This is a genomic window from Xanthomonas sp. NCPPB 3218 (genome assembly GCF_056725185.1).
Genome location: NZ_CM161516.1, coordinates 145142 through 160364, shown reverse-complemented (window position 1 = coordinate 160364; position 15223 = coordinate 145142). Strand labels below are relative to the sequence as shown.

Here is a 15223-nt window from a genome sequence, read left to right as displayed (position 1 = left end):
ATTAAGCCGCTTCGCGCCGCGCCGCGAAGCGGCACTGGCTTGAATGAATTGTTAGATTCACTTCTTATCAGTGATTGCAGAGATTCCCTTGACCTGAAACCATTTCTTTTGGGGAACCAGTGGTGAGCTGAATCTGTTGTTTGCGACCCTCACCAAGGAGTTGCACAGTTTTTCGATAGCAGAAGCCAGCCCGTCCTCAAGATATGCGAGGGAGCGGCTTCCTTCCGTAAAACAAGGCACCTGCGGATGGCCGATGTGCTCCAGGTAGAGATCAAATACATCCCTTGGAATAGCCATTCCGTATATTCGCCAAGCGTACTTCTTGCCTAAGTAGTATCCATCTTGGGGAGCGTGCGTCACGCGCTCATCCGACTTGCGTGCCTCCACTTCTCGCAATTCTTCTCCGAGAAGGCGTGCTACGTAGAAGCTTGCATCCGGATCTACACTTTCGGCCTTAGCTATTGCCGATGTGTCGACCCAGTTGACCCCATTATGAATGGTGTATCCGAAGCTGTATCTCTCGCCATCTTCAAGGAGCGGCTCCTGATTTGCAATGAACTGATACGGCGTACTCGTGGACTCGGGCGTAAATGAATGAAGGTACTTTCCACTCGAGTGTGGCGCGATGCGATAATTGCTAACCACAACAACGGGGGTTGTATGTAACTCGCGAGACTTCATACCTTCCCCCTCAACGCTTGCGAAGAAAATTTCAAGCGAACCTAGTATATGAGCTGATCCGCTCCGCGAAGCGGCGACGGCTTGAATAATTGTCAGGGCCTAGCCGCGCGTCTAGCCTTGAACTTATCAAAGCGATCTCGGTACGAGAAAAGGTAGTCAAGGATGGCATTTGTGAACTCCAAGATATCCTTTGCATCAGGCTGCGCAATGTTCAACCCAACCCCATGCGCCGCGTCATTGCCAGCGACTCGCAACGAGTCAGACCACTCATAAAGACGATCATCGATTTGTCCTTGATCTCGCATGGTCCTTAGTGATCCAGCAAGGTTTCTCTCCGCGACACCATGCTCAGCGCAAATGCCCTCCAATGTCTTGCGGCACATGATCGCTGACGCCGTATAGGCTTGAGCACGGTAGCAGGCGCAAGCCTCCTCAAAAGCTGCCTGAATGTTTCGTGGCGCGTTCGGGTTGATACGCAAGTCGATAGATGGGAATACTAAGTAAGGCGTGTCCCATCGATCGCCTTCGGCCACGTTACCAATGTTGGTTTGACGGATGAGTATCGGTGAACTGCACTGTGTGCACGAAAGTAGCGTGAAAAGCGAGGAGGGACCCTGCCCGTTAGAGAGGCGCTCATAAGCGCCACACTCGCGGGTTTGGACGTGTGCGCGGCATTCAGAACATTCAACTATCATGTGACCTTCCCTAGGGCCCAACGTCTGAATTAAGCCGAGCCGCGAAGCGGTTTAGGCTTGAATAAATTATCAGGCATCAACGCAGTGCGGCACGGGATGCAACTTTTATTGCAAGGCTCTTTACGAAGGCCGCATGGCTACCGTGTCCCTCCGCGACTGCTTTGGCCCACTCCTCATTGAATAGAACTCTGAGGCGTATCAGCTCCTGTTCCGGAATAGCATTTAGCGGAACGTTGGCAGCATTCGCGAAGGCTACCAAAATCACCTCCATGTCACTTGTGGCCTCGTCTTTAGAGACGTCGGCGCCCTCACGAAACTGCTTGAAGATCCAGTCTTGTAGCTTTTCTGTCTCGGTCTGCACTGAACTTCCTGTTGATGCCTAACACCTGAGTTGAGCCGCGTCGCGAAGCCGCGTCGGCTTGGACGACTTGCTGGGCGCGTACTTAGCGGCCACAGCATGGACAGCCTTGGCCCGTGGGACCAAAATTGACGGTATGTGACTTGACAATACTTTCCTCGGAGAACGTGCGGTTCGACTTGTTTTCGATCTCCGCGATCTGTTCGATCAGTTTGTCGAATTCGAGGCGCTCGCGGACCGAAAGCGCCTTCCAGCCAGAAACTACCTTCTTAACATTATCCATGCCTTGCTCTCCAGATTGCCGCAGAGGTCACAGTGACTGACTTCTGTCAGCGATTTCGGTTGTGTTTTGCACGACACGCATACTCGTCTAAATTGGATGAGCGCGTGGCGCATGGCATAACGCCGCTCGTAGTGCGAAAGATCTGTTTTGGTATCGGCCCGCTCTTGAGCCCTATTCCTCTCCTCTAATGTTTCAAAGCGTTCTAAGAAGTCCTTGGGAGGATTCCGGGCAAGTGTCTCGTAACGGGAGAACAGCTCATAATTGTTCTGCGTCGACTCGACAGAGCTCTCGTACCTCTCGTCCCAGCGAGCGACCAGCGCCCACGCTGAGAGAGCTAACTGTATGAGCGAAAGAATGCTCGCTAACGCGATGAGCCACTTTAGTGCCGATGCATTCACGCTGAACGAGAGCACGACACCGCCAACAACGAGAGGAATCGCAATTCCAAGAAACACGAGCCAAGTTCGACGGGATCGGAGTTGATTGGCTCGCCGGGCAAAGACTCGGGAACTACCGAAAGCATAGAATGCCCGATCCCAGCACAGCTTTTGGGTTGCCTCGATATTTTCCATAGCGCTCTAGCTACTATTGGACCGCCTAAGCGCGGCATAACGTGATACTCGCCGACTCCCCCTGACAGTGGTAGATCGCCACGAGCGCTTGAAGCTCACCGATTTTTCAGCTATGTCCCTCTGAAGAAGTGTGTGGCTTTGCGGCTGCATTACATACTGCGTGCCTTGATCCTCGCCGAGTTTTTGGGTTGCGTCAATGCGGTTGCGCGATTGATCGTTGGCTTTATCGGCTTTGCCCTCATCCGCCCTTCGGGCACCTTCTCCCGCGAGCGGGAGAAGGGATTGGTGCCCCTGGTTATTGGCTGTTGTTTGCGGTTATAGGCTTGGCGGGGTGGGTAGAGCGAGATTATTGTTGAGGTCGGTAATCTCTGGGGCGTTGCCATCGGCGATGACGCGCAGTTGCGCGGCTTTTATGTTTGCGGCGTTAGTTAGCGGCAGGCGCACCTGCGTGGTGATTGGCTGCAGATTGCGTGGTGCCGCGAGTGCCGGAAATGCCGCTCTTGCCAACTCCTTCCCACGCCCATCCTCCAGCACCACAAACCCGGCCGGCGCATCGGCATGGCCGAGGCTGTGCACCGTCACTTCGATGGCATCGGCAGTCACCCGCACGTCGCCATGACCGATGCCAAGGTCCGGGCGCAGTTCGACCGGGGTGGTGGCTGCAATCCGTTCGAGCTGCAGGACGGTGGTGCGGCCTGCGGGGAAGTCGATGTCGATGGAAGCGCTTCTTTCGAAAGCGACCTCTTGCGTCTTGGCGTTGCTGTCGAGCTTGCCGTCATTGCCTTTGCTCACGCCTTGGGTGATGCGCCATTGGCCTGGGGCGACGTTCCAGCCGGTCATGCTGGCGCGCTGGTTTTTGTTCGATGTGTTGTAGGCGATGACGGTGAAGCGGTCTTGCTGGGGTGCGGGGATGGCGATGGCCACTTGGGTGGCGGCCTCTGGGTCATTGAAGCGCCAGCTGACGGTGTGGCCGGGGTAGGTTTGATTGCGCTTGAGCGCCACGCCGCCCAGGCGTGCGCGTTGCAGGTTGACCGTGGGGGATTCCACGCGGTCGCTCCACCAGTGGCCTTCGGTGTTCATGTAGAAGTTCTGCAGTTTCTCTCTTGCCTCGCTGCGGTAAATGGCGGCGAGATACTCGAGGTTGCCGGTCTGCTCCCAGGCCACATGGTGCGGGAAGTCCGGGACGCTGCCGTCGTCCTTGTTTGCGGCATCGATGAGCTTGCCGCTCCAGTCGCTGCGCTTGCCCATGACGTCGAGGAAGTTTTCGTTGAGCAGGGAGAGGCCGTTGGGGCCGCTGTTGGCCACGCGGTAGTCGATTGGCTTGAGATAGCGCTGCTCGCCGGTGAAGCGGTAGGCGGCCCAGAAGGTGTGCAAGGTGTCGGCGCCGCCGCTGCCTTCGAACAGTTCGCCGCCGCGGGTTTTGCCGGTTTGCCAGTTGATCTCGTTGGGCAGCGCCCAGTTGCCCTTGGCGTTGGTGTAGGCGTGGGCGAGATAGCCGTCTGCTAACCCGGTGACGATGCGGCGGCTGTTGGGGTCGGCGTTATAGCCGCCCAGCAGGATGGCCGGGTGCACGATGGGGAAGGAGTACGGTTTTTGCCATTGCCAGTTGGGCTCGCGGTAGACCTTGCGGCCGCCGAACCAGTTGCTGGCAAACAGCAGGTGGCCTTGCGGGTTGACCTGGATGATGGTGTCGAAGGCTTTGACGGTTTGCATCAGGCGCTCGACGGTGCGTGGGTCGCCCCAGTTGAGGTACAGCAGGGCGCTGTTGAGGTTGATGCCCTCTTCATAGGAATGCAGCTCGTCGGTTTCGATGGTGGACAGGCCGTTGGTGAACATGCCGTTGCGGTAGTTGGCATCGGACAGCGCCAGCATGGAGGCGTTGAGCATGTCCGGGTCCACGCCCATCAGGGCGACGCCGGGCCATTGCTGCACCAGGTCCGAGTCGTCGGAGATGCCACCGCCGAAATCGCCGTAGGCCACCTGGCGCTGCTCGATCCACCAGCGGATATAGCGGCGGGTGGCGCTGAGGTCTTGCAGCTGCCAGAACGCCCAGGCCGGCACGCCCTTGGGCACGATGGGCAGATCGACAGGCAACGCGCCCTGGTTGGCGTAGCTGATGTCGTTCCAGTATTCGCGGCCGAGCGCGTGGTCCGGGTCCACGCGCAGCAGGTCGGTGATGTCGGCGTCCAGGCGCTTGTAGAGCAGCTGGCGCTTGGAGGTGGTGTGCTCTTCCACCAGAAAGCCCCAGTTGTCCTTGACCTGGTTGAAGCGGTCGGCGACGTGTTCGGTGAGTGCCTCGGCGCGCGGCTTGAACACCAGCTGCAGCTGGGTGCCGTCGAGCGCGTTGGCATCGAAGCCGGGGGCGGCGGCGGCGATGCTGAGCATCAGGCTGTCGTTGCTGAGGATGCGGTCGCGCAGGTCCAGCCACAGCGTGCGGGCCTGGCCGGGGGTAACCGCGACCGAGACATCGATCATGTCGCGTGCGGGCCAGATGGGGTCCTTGATGCGGATGTTGAGCGGGATGCTGCCGTTGTGGGTGGCCGGCAGGTTGAGCGCCGGCAGGGTGATGGCGATGCCGTCCAGGCCGTCGTGCATGTTCTCCCAGCCGTAGGACCAGCTGCGCATCAGCGCCTGGTCCGGCGGCGGGTTGCCCAGGCTGGAGGGCACCAGGATGTGCACGATGGGTTGCTGCGCGCTTGCTGCGGCCTTGTCGCTGGGGCGCTTGCGCGCCGGTGCCTTGGTGGGCAGCGCGATGACGGTCTGGCGCTCGCCTGGCGGATAGCGGCCGGCGATGACATCGCGCAGCGGTGCGAGGTTGTCGTAGTCGGGCTGGATGTCGCTGCGCACGGTGTAGCTGAGTTGCGCGCTGCCCTTGGGCACCTCGCCTGGCTGCACGTTGTAGGCCCAGATTTCCTGGATGGGGGTTTCCTGCGCGGTGTTTGCAAAGCGCAGCGTGCCGCCGCGGCGCTCGGGGAACTGGTCCACGCTGCGCACGACGCCCTGGCTGCGTGCGAACAGCGGCTGCGCCTGTGCGTTGGGCGCGGTGTAGGTGGCTTGGCCGTAGGCGGCGCCGCGCAGCTCGATGCGGTTGAAGGCCTCGTCCGGCAGGGTGATATCCAGCGCCTTGCCGCCTTCGACATAGGTGTTCCAGTCGGGTAGCTGGAAGTAGTCGTCGCGCCCGGGCAGGCGCGAGCGGTTGTAGACGCCGGGCCAGGTGGTTTCGGCGATGCCGTCGGTGGCCTTCCACATCCATTGTTTGAGGTCGCGCGCGTCGGCGAACTCCACCTTGCGGATGCGGGTGACCGGTGCATCCAGCAGTGGCGGTGCGTGGCCGTTGTCCCAGCCGTAACGGTGCAGGAAGGCGGCGTGCTGCGCGTTGCCGGTGGGTGCTTCAGCGGTGGCGGGCTCCTGCAGGCGTGCCAGCGCGGCGGCGCCGCTGGCGTCGAGCATGCGGTCGTAGATGCGGATCTCGTCGAAGTCGCTGCCGCGCAGAAAGTTGTAGCGGCTCTGCACCTGGTGCGGCGACATCACGCGGCCGGCCAGGCCGAACTGGTCCAGCGCGGCGTCGAAGTCGAGCGCGCCGCCGTTGGCGCAGGACGCACCGCAGTCCACGCGTGCGGCTTCCTTGCCATCGACATACAGGCGCACGCCGCGGGTTTCGTCCCAGGCAAACGCAATGTGGGTCCAGTCGCTGGCGGTGGGATTCTTGTCGAGCTTGAAGGAGACACGGGTGCGCGCGAGATTGGCGTCGGTGACGAAGGCATCGAAGCCGTGGCCGTTCCAGTCGATACGCAGCCAGGCCATGTCCCAGCTGGTGTGGTCGGCATAGCCGACGCGGAAGATCACGAACGGCGCTTCGCCCACGGGATAACGCGCGCGCCAGAAGAAGCCGAGCGTGCCGCGCTGGGTGTAGAGGTTGCCGGGCGCATTCCACGACAGCACGCCGTCGTCGGCCCATTCGATGGCATTGCCACGCTTGCCGGTGGGCACCAGCGTGATCTTGTCGCGGAAGTTTGGCACGCCGTCGCCGCGGGCCACATCGGCCTGCAGGTCGCGGTCGGCCGACACCCGGAACAACAGCTCCGGCGCGGTGGTGGTGGCCGCGCTCACCGGCAGCGCGATCAGGCACAGCATTCCCAACAAGAACTTCGACACGCTCACCTCGTCAATTCCAAAACGTAAAACAGCCACCGCGCTTGCACGCGGTGGCGACGACGCACTTACAGACCGTTGGCGGTACGCCACTTGGGAATGTCGTCCTTCAACAGCTTGTCCGGCCAGGTGCCGTGCCAGGCATAACCGACGCGGCGCTCGTTTGGCACCTGCATGTACTCGGTCAAGGCCTTGCCGTCGCGATTGGCGTAGAGCGGGCATTGATTCTGCAGGTCGTAGAAGCGTGCCCATAGTGACGCACCCGGTTGCGCGACGAGGATCACGTCCTGGCCGGTTTCCTGGGTGGGGTCGTCGATCTTCTTGGTGGCCAGGTCGCGCATGCGGTGGGTGTCGAACCAGCGCGCAGCGGCCTCGACCGCGGTCTTGATCTGTGCGGACGGGGTGGGCTGGCGCATCAGAAAGCGCACGATGCTGACCGACTCGCTGGAGGCCAGCGAGGCCAGCTCATACGCGCGTGCCTTGGCCGGCTTGAGCGTGACCTCGTCGTACTGCGCCCCCCAGATGGTGAGCGTGCCGCCGATCTTGACCTGGGTGGCGAGCACGCATTCCAGCCCCTTGGTCACCGCCTGGCGCGCGCGTGCACCATGGCTGGCACGCAGCAGCGCGCCAGTGTCGCCCTTGCCCTCGCTGATGTCCTGCAGCAGGTTGAGCACGCGCACCATTGCATCGTCGTTGTAGGTGATCTGGTGATGGTAGGACGACAGGTCCGGGTAGAACTGCGGCCAGCCGCCGTTGGCGTATTGCGCGGTGAGCAGATAGTCCACGCCGCGCTTGGCGGCGGCCACGTACTTGGCGTTCTTCTCGGTCTTGTAGAGCGTGGAGAGATAGCCGATCTCGTAGGTGGTGGCCTTGTTGTCGATGGTGGCGTCGTCCTTGCGCCCGGGTTGCTGCAGCTCGGCGATTTCCGCAGCGGTGAAGGTGCGGTTGTAGTCGACGGCGACGCCCTTGTATTGCTTGGACCAACCACCGGAGGCGGTCTGCAGCAACAGCATGTTGTCGGCGATCTTGTCGGCCAGTGCGGACAGCGGTGCCAGCAGCAGCGCGGTGGCGAGGGCGAAGGTGGTGAGCTTGCGCATCAGAACGGCCTCCAGGTGCCGAGGATGGTGTTGCGGTCCAGCGCGGCGGCCTGCGCAGCGGTGAGCTGGCGCGACCACTTCACGCGGCGCGACGGGTTGGCACCGGCGCCGCTGCTCTGGTACTCGCTGTAGCGGGCGGTGGCTTCGTTGGCGGTGTTGCCCCAGTTGTTCCAGCCCTCGGGCAGGATGTGCGCGCCGAGCTGGCTGCTAATGAAGCTGACGCTGGCATACGGGCGCCACGGCCGGCCCAGGAACACCCGGGTCACGCCGCTGGCAGCGGTGACGCGCGCGTTGCGGAACACGAAGCCGCGTGCGCTCTCCTGCGGGGTGGAGGCGGCAGTGAGATAGCCGTCGCCCAGCGAGTGCAGCTGCACGTTCTCGAACAGCGCGGTGCCGGCGCCGAACACGAAGTCCACGGTGCCTTCGACATAGCAGTCGAGGAAATACGACAGCTTGGCGCCGCGCAGATACAGCGTGTCCTGGTAGCCGAGGAAACGCACGTTGCGGAACGCGGCGCGGTCGCCATCCACGCGCACCGCCACCGCCTGCCCGACCGGGCCGGCGTGATTGCCGAAGCTCAGTTGCTCGGCAGTGAAGTCGTTGCCGGCGATGATGACGCTGGACGAGCCGGAGGTGCCGTACTCGGTGCCGGTGGCCGGATTGATGCGCGAGGCATAGTTGTCGTAGGTGATGATGGTCTGGGTGGGGCCGGCGCCGGTGAGCTTGAGCGCCGGTGCGTTGGACGGGACCACGATCAGTTCCTGATACGTGCCGGCGCCGATGTTGATCTGCGCGCGCTTGCCGCCCTGCACGGCGGCATCGATGGCGGCCTGCACGGTGCGGTAGCCGGCGCTGCCCTGCTTGGCCACGGTGTAGACCGGGTCGGCGGCAATGGCGGCGTTGCTGCACAGGCCTGCCACGGCCACCAACGCGGTGGCGGCCAACTGACGTAATACGGTTCTGCGATGCGGTTGCATGTCGCTCTCCTGGTCAGAACTTGTAGCGCGCGCCGATGTAGTACTGGCGCCCGGTGACGGTGTACTTGTCGGGCAATTCCAGCGTGGAATCGACGTAGCGGCGGTCGGGGGTGTCGAGCAGGTTGATGGCCTCGAAGGTCAGCGACAGCTGGTCGTTGAGCTTGTAGGACATGTTGAAATCCACGTTTTCCACGCTGTATTTGCCGGTCACATCGGCCGTGACCAGGCGCTTGCCGTCCAGGTCGTAGACGTCTTCCTGGGCGAGGATGTTGTTGATGTAGCCATCGCGGTAGCTGGTGGACACGCGCGCACTGAAGCGGCCGTCGTCGTAATAGACGGTGGCGTTGTAGGACTGTGGCGAAAGGTTGAGCAGGTCGCGCTCGGTGGCGGTGGTGGTGATGCTCGTATTGCTGCTGCCGGCGGTACTGAACAGGTAATTGATCTTGGAATCGACCTGGGTGTAGTTGAGCTGCACGCCGAAGTTGCGCCAGAAGCCGGGCAAGAAGTCGAAGGCCTGCTGGTAGGTCAGCTCGAAGCCCTTGAGCGGGCCGCCGGGCGTGTTGAAGTAGCTCTGCACGTTGAAGATGGTGTCCGGCGTGAAGCCGGCCGGCAGCAGGTCCAGCGAGTAGCCCATCGCTTCCCAGGTGCTGAGCACGCGGGTGCGCTGCACGTAGCTGTCGATGTCCTTGTAGAACACCGCCGCCGACAGTAGCGAGCCTTCGCGGAAATACCACTCGGCGCTGAGGTCGTAGTTGGTGGAGCGGAACGGGTCGAGCTTGGGGTTGCCCAGGTTGATCGAGAAAAAGCGCCCGTCGTCGAAATACTGGGTGGGGCCGCCGCTGACGCTGGGCGACAGATACGCCAGCGTGGGGCGCGCCATGGTCTTGGCCGCGCCGAAGCGCAGCACCACCTCGTCGCTGACATCCCAGGACAGGTTCAACGAGGGCAGGATGTCGCGGTAGTTGTGGTTGACGGTGGTGGGCACCAGCAGGCGCTCGCCGGCCGCGGCAGTGGCGCTGGCCACGCCGAAGAACGACTGGCAGTTGGGCGAAATCGCGCCGGCTGCGGTGGCTGTGCACGGGGCATAGCCGCTGGCGGCGATCTGCGTCTGCACATAGCGCACGCCCAGGTTGCCGCGCAGCGCACGGCCCCAAAGGTCGGTGTTGAAGTCCAGCTGCAGGTAGGTGCCCAGGCTCTTTTCGTTGACGGCGAAATTGTTGTTGGACGAGCCGAAGTGGCCGACATCGGCCAGCCGGTAGTCGCCGCCGGGCACGCCGGTGTCGCAATCGCAATTGATGTTGAGCAGGTCGGCGACCTTCTGGAAATCCGGAATCACCCAGGTGGTGGGGAAGCTGCCGTTCAAGCTGCGGCCGAAGCCGTCCAGATTGGTGCTCAAATCGCCCACGCCCACACCGGCCGGCAATGCCTGCGCCAGTCGCCCGTAGGAGATGTTGCGCGACTCCGACGTGTCCATGTCGTAGTTCTTGTAGGCCAGCCCGGTGCGGAAGGTGAAGGTGGGGCTGATGTTGAATTCCAGATCCACCTTGGCGGTATCGAAGGTGTTGCCCACCGACTGCGGGTTGAGCCGCACCTCGCTGATGTTGGTGCCGCGCGCGGTGCCGTTGCTGTTGACCGGCACTGCGCCATAGCCAAGCCACTGCCAGTTATTGGGGTTGCCCGCGTCGAACGGGAAACTCATGCTGGGGTAATCGCCGCCACCGCGCCGGTCCAGCACGAAGCCGTCCAGGTTGGTGTTGTCGAAACTCACCATCGAAAACTCGGGGCGTTCGTAGTCCGAGGTCGAGTGGCCGACCAATGCATTGACGCGCACCTGGTCGTTGAAGCGGTGCTGCAGGTCCAGGCTGAACTGCTTGAACTCGGTGGATTCTTCGATGTTGCTGGATTCGGTGCGGAAGTCGACGTTGTCGAACACGCCGTAGGTGAGGCGGTTCTGGTCGTCCACCTGCGCCTCGCGCACGGCGATCTGGGTCTTGCCACCGAAGTTGGCGGTGCGGTGCAGGTTGGCACCGACCGAGTCTTCGCGCTGGTCCTTGTCCAGCTTGGAATACAGCATGTCGAAGTTCAGCAGCGTGTCGTCGCTGACCTTGAATTGCAGCGCGCCGGTGACGCCCAGGCGTTTGATCTCGTGGTCGGTGCGGATGTAGCGCGGGTAGCGCGGAATCCAGGCATTGGTGGCGGTTTCGTAGGCCTGGATGTTCTCCGGCGTGTTGGCCGGGCGCGCGATGCCGGTGCCGCAGTTGGTGGCACTGATGCCGTAGCTGCCCCAGCCGTTGTTGCGGTCCTGGTTGGCCTGCGAGCCGACCCCGGCAGGGGTTTCGTTGGCCAGCGGGTTGCGCGGAGTTTGCGGGTTGTAGCCCACCGGCGAACAGAAGCCGTAGGTGCCGTTGTTGGTGGCGGTGCTCTGGTTGGAGTTGCGGTAATTGCCGTGCTCCCAGCGCACCGGGTTGTAGCCTTCCTCGCGCAGGTGGCGCTCGCTGTAGGACACCGACATCAGCGCGCCGACGCGGCCATCGGCCCAGATGTTGCTGATCAGGCCGGAAAAGCGCGGGTCCTTTTCGCGCGAGAGGTCGTTGTAGCCGTATTGCGTGGACGCGGCCGCTTCGAAGCCGTCGAAGTCGAACGGGCGCGAGCCGCGCAGGTCGACCGTGGCACCCAATGAGCCTTCGTCCATCTGCGCCGACTGGGTCTTGCTGATGGTGACGCGGCTGAAGAGTTCGGAGGCAAAGGTATTGAAGTCGAAACCGCGGCTGCGGTTGACGCCATCGCTGCCGCTGCCGGCGGTGGCCAGCGCTTCCAGCCCGTTGATGCGCACGCGGGTGAAGTCCGAACCCAGGCCGCGCACGGAGATCTGCTTGCCCTCGCCGCCCTCGCGGTCGATGGAGACGCCGGCGATGCGCTGCATCGATTCGGCCAGATTTAGATCGGGAAACTTGCCGATGTCTTCGGCATAGATGGCATCCACCTGCTCCACGCTGTAGCGCTTGGCATCCAGCGATTGCTGCAGGCTTTCGCGGTAGGTGGCCTTGACCTGCACGCGGTCCAGATCCACCGCATCGGTGGGCGTGGCCGGCGGGCCGACGGTTTGCGCGGCAGCGCTCACACCGTGCAAGGCCAGGACGATGGCCACCGACAGACGTGCGGCGGACAGGCGGACGCCTGCCTCGGCGGCGGGACGACGCAAACGGGCTTGCATGATGCACTCACTCCAATGGCACTGGCTGCAATGACGCGCTCAGCCTCCCCACGGGCCACCGGCGTCGACATGAGCGACCGACAGCACCGCTGCGCAGTCGTCGGGCGACTGTCCGCTGCGTGGTGCCTGACGCTTCCAACATCACGCCCACCGCGTTGCATGCGTGCAGCAACGGCAACGCATGCGCAGCGATCAGGCGTCGGATCGGGGCCCGCTGCGCGTGTGCGCAGCGGGCAGACAGCGGGTTAGAACTTGTAGCGCAGGCCCAGCAGGTACTGGCGGCCGGTTTCGGCGTACTGCAGCGGCAGTTGGCCGGTGCGCGGCGAGGACACCCATTCGTCGGAGGCTTCGTTGGTGAGGTTGATGCCTTCCAGGCTCAGTTCCAACTGCTTGCTGATCTTGTAGCGCAGCGAGGCGTCGAGGATGGTGGTGCCGGTCATGCCGTGCACGCCGTCGACGTTGAAGCCGGTTTCCGCACCCGGTGCCTGGGTGAGGTAGTCGTCGCGGTTGGTGGCCGACACGCGCCCGGCGAAGGAGTCGCCTTCGTAGAACAGCGTGGCATTCCACGACGAGCGCGACAGCCCGAGCAGGTCGTTCTTCATCACCGGTGCGCCGCTGCTGGCCAGGTACTGGATCTGCGAATCGACCCAGGTGTAGTTGAGCTGCACGCCCAGGTTGGCCCACTTGCCCGGCAGGAAGGTGAAGGGCTGGGTGTAGTTGGCTTCCACGCCCTTCAATTCGCCGCCCGGGGTATTGAGCGGGATGCTGAAAGCGAAGTCGTCGTTGACGGTGGCGCCGGTGCCCTCCAGCAACGAGGCCGGCAGGCCGCTGCTGGAGTACGGACGCACTTCGCGCGCGGTCTGGATGAAGCTCTCGATGTCCTTGTAGAACAGGCCGACACCGAGCATCGCGCCTTCGTTGAAGTACCACTCCAGGCCGAGGTCGACGTTGGTGGCTTCGATCGGGTCCAGGTCCGGGTTGCCGCCGGCCACGGTGCGCGCACCACCGGCCACTGCCACGGTCACGCCGGGGGTGAGGCTGCCCAGGCCGGGGCGGCTCATGACCTTGGCCGCGCCCAGGCGCAGCAGCAGGTCCGGAGCCAGCTCGGCGACCAGGTTGAACGAGGGCAGCGTGTTGTTGTACTTGCGGCCCACGGTGGTCAGCGCCGGTGCGTTGTTGATCAGCGCATAGCCGGTGGACTCCTGCTCGGTGCGCACATAGCGCACGCCGAAGTTACCCGACAGCGGGATGGAGCCCAGGTCGGTGGAGAACTCGCCCATCAACCAGACGCCGCGGTCCTTTTCCTCGACGCTGCGGCTGTTGTTGACGCGCGGCGCCACGGCGAAGGTGCCGCTGTTGCTGTAGATGCCGAACAGGTCGGCCACCGCATCCAGGTTGGGCACCACCCAGCTGGACGGGCTGCCGTTGATGCCCTTGAGTCCGGCCTGTTCGGTCAGATCGGCCGGCACGATGGTGCTGCCGTTGGCGAAGGTGGGCACCGACAGTTCGTTGGCGCGGCGCAGCTCGACGGTGCTGAAGCTGTAGTTCTTGGCCAGCACGCCGCCCTTGAGGCGGAAGCCGGGGCTGATGTTCCAGTTGAAGTCGATCTGGCCGGTGTCGAAGTCGTTGTCCACCGACTGCGGACGCAGGCGGATTTCGGCCAGTTCCCAACCGGCGGGGTTGGTCGGGTCGATGCCGTAGTTCAGCACCGGCGCGCGGCTGTTGCCGCGGTAGTCGTAGCTGTACCCGTCGACGTCGTACTTGTCCATGATGATGGTGGTCTGCACCGGGTTCTCGTGCGCAGAGCGCGAGGTGCCGACCCGGGCATTGATGCTGAAGTCGTCGTTGAAACGATGCTCCAGGTCCAGGCTGACCTGGGTGAACTTGGTGTTCCACTCGTCGTGGCGGTTTTCCGAGCGGATATCGACATTGTCGAACTCGCCATAGACCAGCGCGTTGTTGCGGATCTCGCCGTTGCGCACGATGGTGCCCGGCTTGCCGTCGCGCTCCGGCCGGCGCGGGGTGAGCCCGTCGCGGTTGCGGCTGAAGGAGATCGCTTCGATGTAGTGCTCGTCGCGCTTGGCGTCGATCTTGGAATACAGCGCGTCCAGCGACAGCGTGGTGCGGTCGGTGGGCTTCCATTGCAGCGAGCCGGTGACGCCCAGGCGTTCCTGGTCGTGGATCTGCTGGGTGTAGCGCGGGAAGCGCGGGTGGTAGACATCGGCCGAGCGCGCCGCGGCGTACGGCGAGGCGGGACTGAAGTTGCCGTTGCTGGGGCCGTTGGCCCAGCGGCCGGTGTTGGCGCCTTCTTCCAGCACTTCGCGCTCGGTGTAGGCCACCGACAGCAGGGCACCGAAGGTGTTGTCGGCCCAGGTGTTGGCGATCAGTGCGGCCACGCGCGGGTTGGCCTTCTCGGCCATGGCGTTGTAGGCAGCCTGGCCGCTGGCGGCGAAGGTGAAGCCGTTGTAGTCGAACGGGCGCGCGGTGCGCAGGTCGACGGTGGCGCCGAGCGAGCCTTCTTCCACATCGGCCGAGGCGGTCTTGCGCGCGATCAGCTGCGAGAACAGGTCCGAGGCGAACACGTTGAAGTCGAAGCCGCGGCCACGGTTGGTGCCGCCGCTCTGGTCGCCGGCACCGACGGTGGTGAGCGCTTCCATGCCGTTGATGCGCACCCGGGTGAACTCCGGGCCCAGGCCACGCACCGAGATGGCGCGGCCCTCGCCGGCCTCACGGGTGATCACCACGCCGGGGATGCGCTGCAGCGACTCGGCCAGGTTGAGGTCGGGGAACTTGCCGATGTCCTCGGCGACAATCGCATCGACCACGCCGGCTTCGCCGCGCTTGATGTCCAGGGCCTTTTCCACCGAGGCGCGATAGCCGGTCACCGTGACGGTGTCCAGGTCGACGGCCGGTTCTGCGGGCGCTTGGGTGGTTTCTTGTGCTGCCAGGTGGCCGCTCAGCGCAACGCCGATCGACAACGCCAGCAAGGTAACCGGTGTCTTCCGGCTGGTGGTCCGAAATTGCATGTCCTCCCCTCCCAAGGGTCCATGAACAACATGAAAGTCTGGTTGTGAGCGGCAATGACACCGCTGGTCAAAACGACGTTACCAGCTGAATCCTCCCGTAACATCTTGCAGCGCAGCAGAAAACGTCACCAAATTTGCCCAAAAGGGGTGCAAGCGGTCACTGCGCGT

Annotated in this window: 10 protein-coding genes; all 10 read right to left on the bottom strand. The window is 63.2% G+C overall.

Translation table 11 applies throughout. The features are described 5' to 3' along the window. Positions 1-57: 57 nt before the first annotated feature. A complete protein-coding gene (locus AC1PLS_RS00665) occupies positions 58-681 on the bottom strand; it encodes a hypothetical protein (protein ID WP_219842939.1) in 624 nt (207 codons plus the stop codon). A 92-nt stretch (positions 682-773) separates the two neighbouring features. Continuing rightward, positions 774-1064, bottom strand: coding sequence for a DUF4145 domain-containing protein (locus AC1PLS_RS00660; protein WP_481104530.1), 291 nt, complete (start codon positions 1062-1064; stop codon positions 774-776). 388 nt (positions 1065-1452) lie between these two features. Continuing rightward, entirely contained in the window at positions 1453-1737 is a 285-nt protein-coding gene (locus AC1PLS_RS00655) for a hypothetical protein (protein ID WP_047126431.1), read from the bottom strand. 82 nt (positions 1738-1819) lie between these two features. Next, on the bottom strand, positions 1820-2017 hold the full coding sequence (locus AC1PLS_RS00650) for a hypothetical protein (RefSeq protein WP_146095374.1): 198 nt from the start codon (positions 2015-2017) through the stop codon (positions 1820-1822). Further along, positions 1996-2589 carry a mobilome CxxCx(11)CxxC protein gene (locus tag AC1PLS_RS00645; protein WP_184578446.1) on the bottom strand — a complete coding sequence of 198 codons (594 nt, stop codon included), beginning with the start codon at positions 2587-2589 and terminating at the stop codon, positions 1996-1998. The genes AC1PLS_RS00650 and AC1PLS_RS00645 overlap by 22 nt, the downstream gene beginning before the upstream one ends. 315 nt (positions 2590-2904) lie before the next feature. Beyond that, positions 2905-6723, bottom strand: a complete 3819-nt coding sequence (locus AC1PLS_RS00640) for a LamG-like jellyroll fold domain-containing protein (RefSeq protein ID WP_481104529.1) — start codon at positions 6721-6723, stop codon at positions 2905-2907. 86 nt (positions 6724-6809) lie between these two features. Further along, the gene (pelA, locus tag AC1PLS_RS00635; protein ID WP_481104077.1) at positions 6810-7838 is read right to left on the bottom strand and encodes a pectate lyase; all 1029 of its coding nucleotides are present in this window, start codon (positions 7836-7838) and stop codon (positions 6810-6812) included. Beyond that, positions 7838-8815: a pectinesterase family protein gene (locus AC1PLS_RS00630; RefSeq protein ID WP_481104076.1), complete on the bottom strand. Its 978-nt coding sequence runs from the start codon at positions 8813-8815 to the stop codon at positions 7838-7840. The genes pelA and AC1PLS_RS00630 overlap by 1 nt, the downstream gene beginning before the upstream one ends. A gap of 13 nt (positions 8816-8828) precedes the next feature. Then, complete coding sequence (locus AC1PLS_RS00625; RefSeq protein ID WP_039517866.1) at positions 8829-12029, bottom strand: TonB-dependent receptor; 3201 nt, start codon at positions 12027-12029, stop codon at positions 8829-8831. Between the two features lie 245 nt (positions 12030-12274). After that, positions 12275-15055, bottom strand: a complete 2781-nt coding sequence (locus AC1PLS_RS00620; protein WP_481104075.1) for a TonB-dependent receptor — start codon at positions 15053-15055, stop codon at positions 12275-12277. Between the last annotated feature and the right edge of the window lie 168 nt (positions 15056-15223).

Bases quoted from the DNA above. Each gene is read 5' to 3' on its own strand.
- pelA (WP_481104077.1), bottom strand. From the start codon at position 7,838: ATGCGCAAGCTCACCACCTTCGCCCTCGCCACCGCGCTGCTGCTGGCA.
- AC1PLS_RS00650 (WP_146095374.1), bottom strand. From the start codon at position 2,017: ATGGATAATGTTAAGAAGGTAGTTTCTGGCTGGAAGGCGCTTTCGGTC.
- AC1PLS_RS00665 (WP_219842939.1), bottom strand. From the start codon at position 681: ATGAAGTCTCGCGAGTTACATACAACCCCCGTTGTTGTGGTTAGCAAT.
- AC1PLS_RS00630 (WP_481104076.1), bottom strand. From the start codon at position 8,815: ATGCAACCGCATCGCAGAACCGTATTACGTCAGTTGGCCGCCACCGCG.
- AC1PLS_RS00660 (WP_481104530.1), bottom strand. From the start codon at position 1,064: ATGTGCCGCAAGACATTGGAGGGCATTTGCGCTGAGCATGGTGTCGCG.
- AC1PLS_RS00640 (WP_481104529.1), bottom strand. From the start codon at position 6,723: ATGCTGTGCCTGATCGCGCTGCCGGTGAGCGCGGCCACCACCACCGCG.
- AC1PLS_RS00620 (WP_481104075.1), bottom strand. From the start codon at position 15,055: ATGCAATTTCGGACCACCAGCCGGAAGACACCGGTTACCTTGCTGGCG.
- AC1PLS_RS00625 (WP_039517866.1), bottom strand. From the start codon at position 12,029: ATGCAAGCCCGTTTGCGTCGTCCCGCCGCCGAGGCAGGCGTCCGCCTG.
- AC1PLS_RS00645 (WP_184578446.1), bottom strand. From the start codon at position 2,589: ATGGAAAATATCGAGGCAACCCAAAAGCTGTGCTGGGATCGGGCATTC.